Source organism: Streptomyces sp. NPDC055140 (assembly GCF_053607285.1).
In genome coordinates this window covers 1-1,832 of the sequence record NZ_JBSGTG010000164.1, presented here as the reverse complement: position 1 = coordinate 1,832, position 1,832 = coordinate 1, and the positions used below count along the sequence as shown (strand labels likewise).

Annotated in this window: 2 protein-coding genes; one reads left to right on the top strand and one right to left on the bottom strand. The window is 70.4% G+C overall.

Annotation, left to right across the window (positions count from 1 at the left end; translation table 11 throughout):
• Positions 1 to 68: 68 nt before the first annotated feature.
• A complete protein-coding gene (locus ACWFR4_RS48640; protein WP_453658387.1) occupies positions 69 to 551 on the top strand; it encodes an SDR family oxidoreductase in 483 nt (160 codons plus the stop codon).
• 238 nt (positions 552 to 789) lie between these two features.
• Here the strand turns inward: ACWFR4_RS48640 and ACWFR4_RS48635 are convergent, their stop codons facing one another.
• On the bottom strand, positions 790 to 1,800 hold the full coding sequence (locus ACWFR4_RS48635; RefSeq protein WP_453658385.1) for a phage baseplate protein: 1,011 nt from the start codon (positions 1,798 to 1,800) through the stop codon (positions 790 to 792).
• Positions 1,801 to 1,832 lie beyond the last annotated feature (32 nt).

Here is a 1,832-nt window from a genome sequence, read left to right as displayed (position 1 = left end):
CCATGGGCTGGTCGTTGGTGGTGAAGGTGTGGCAGTCCACCTTGATCGCGTTCTTGCCCGGGCGCCAGGTGCGACCGGGCCGGTCTCGGTTGCCGAGCCAGCCGTACGCGGCCAGCAAGGCCGCGCTCAATCACGTGCCCCGACTGCTCGCGGCCACGCTCGGGCCCGAGGTGCGGGTCAACGCGGTGGCGCCGGGGCTGGTGGACTCGCCGATGACAAAGGACTGGGCGCAGGCGCACGAGCTGTGGCGGGAGCGCGCGCCCATGCGCCGTCCGGCCCAGCCCGCCGATGTGCCCCTCCACTTTCGCCGGGACGGCCTCCAGCCCCAGGGCTACGGCCAGCTGCTGGCAGCGCATGCCCTCCCGGCCCGCTTCAGACTCCAGCACCGACAAGATCCGTTGGTAATCCTGCGCGAGGGTCTGCGTCGCCATGCCCGTCTCCCGCTGGGACACGGTCGAACCCGTTACCGGGATTCCTGCGGGCTCTGTGACCACGGAAGGCGGCCGGCCAGCACCTCGGCCACGGTCACCCGGGCGTCCACCAGGCGCTGAAGCTCGCGTTCAGCGTCGCCGAGCGCCGCATGCACCCGCTCGGCCTCCTCCCGCAACCCTGCGATCTCTTCCCGGACCCCCTTTCTCCCGGGCCTCCAGCAGACCGAGTACCGACGGCACCAGCGACCTCCACGAGCCAGACAAGCGGACGAACCACGCCCATCTCTCCCACCACAAACCGGAGTCCATGCCCACTCACCCCGAACCAAACGATCACGTTCGGAAAGGGGATTACGTCTCAGTCCAACCTCTTTGAATAGAGGGAGAATCGCCTGACGCCCAGTGCCCCCTCGGCGAATCCGAGGTAGAGCCGCCGGTCGCTGCGGCGTACGGCAAGTCCTTCCGGCTCACGCGGGACGAGGTGCGGCGCCGTACGGTCCGGGAAGTCCTGGTACGGCGTCCTGGTACGCCAGTTGACCCTGGCGAGGCGGGTGTTGCCGTCGGACGTCACGGGATTGCCGGGACCGTAGCCGCTGCCCATGAGTTGGTAGACAGTATCGCCGTCCAGCGCCATGCCCTGGAACGGCAGGCCGAGGTGGGCGTCGGGTTGGGCGAGGTCGGCGAGCGGGCGGAAGTCCCAGGCAGCGAAGCGGGCGAGGTCGTACACCGCGAAGCGCGGGGCACCTTCGACCTTGTAGCGCAGCAGGAGTCTGCGACTGCCCTGATCGAGGGCGACGCAGTTGCTGGTGGAGCCCGGCACGGGGCGGTAGGCGGCGAGGCCGACGCCGGCGCGGGTGAGGATGTGTCCGTCGGCGAACAGGAACCGGCAGATGCCGCGGCCGTAACCGGAAGCCGGATGGGCGTCCCACTCCGCCCACAGCCTGCTGCCCCGCGGGTGCTCCTCGACGCCCATCGCCCCACCGTGGCCGAAGCCCTTGAGGAGCATGTAGCCGGTCAGGGCACCGCGCAGGCTGAGCCGGTTGAGGCAGAGGTCTCCGCGGCGTGCCCGTTCGGCATGGGTATGCGGGCGGCGCTCGCCCGGCAGCCTGATGCCGCCCTGCATGACCTGCAACGCATACAGGCAACCGTGCGCCTCGTCGAAGGCGAAGGACTGCAGCACGGTGCAGTGGCGAAGCCGCAGACCGGTGAGCCATGAGGTTCCCGGTGTGGCGAGATCGGGTGTGTCCTGCCGGGTTCCCGTCGTCTCGGCCTGCGCCGCCGCGGCCGGGGGCTTGCCGCCCAGGGCCGCGAGGGCTGCGAGCCCGAGCGCGTCCCTGCGGGTGGGCAGTTGGGGGGTGAACCTGGCCATGGCGGCCACCTCTCGGTTTGTTCGCGTACGAC

Coding starts and splice junctions, on each gene's coding strand:
- ACWFR4_RS48635 (WP_453658385.1), bottom strand. CDS start 1,800: ATGGCCAGGTTCACCCCCCAACTGCCCACCCGCAGGGACGCGCTCGGG.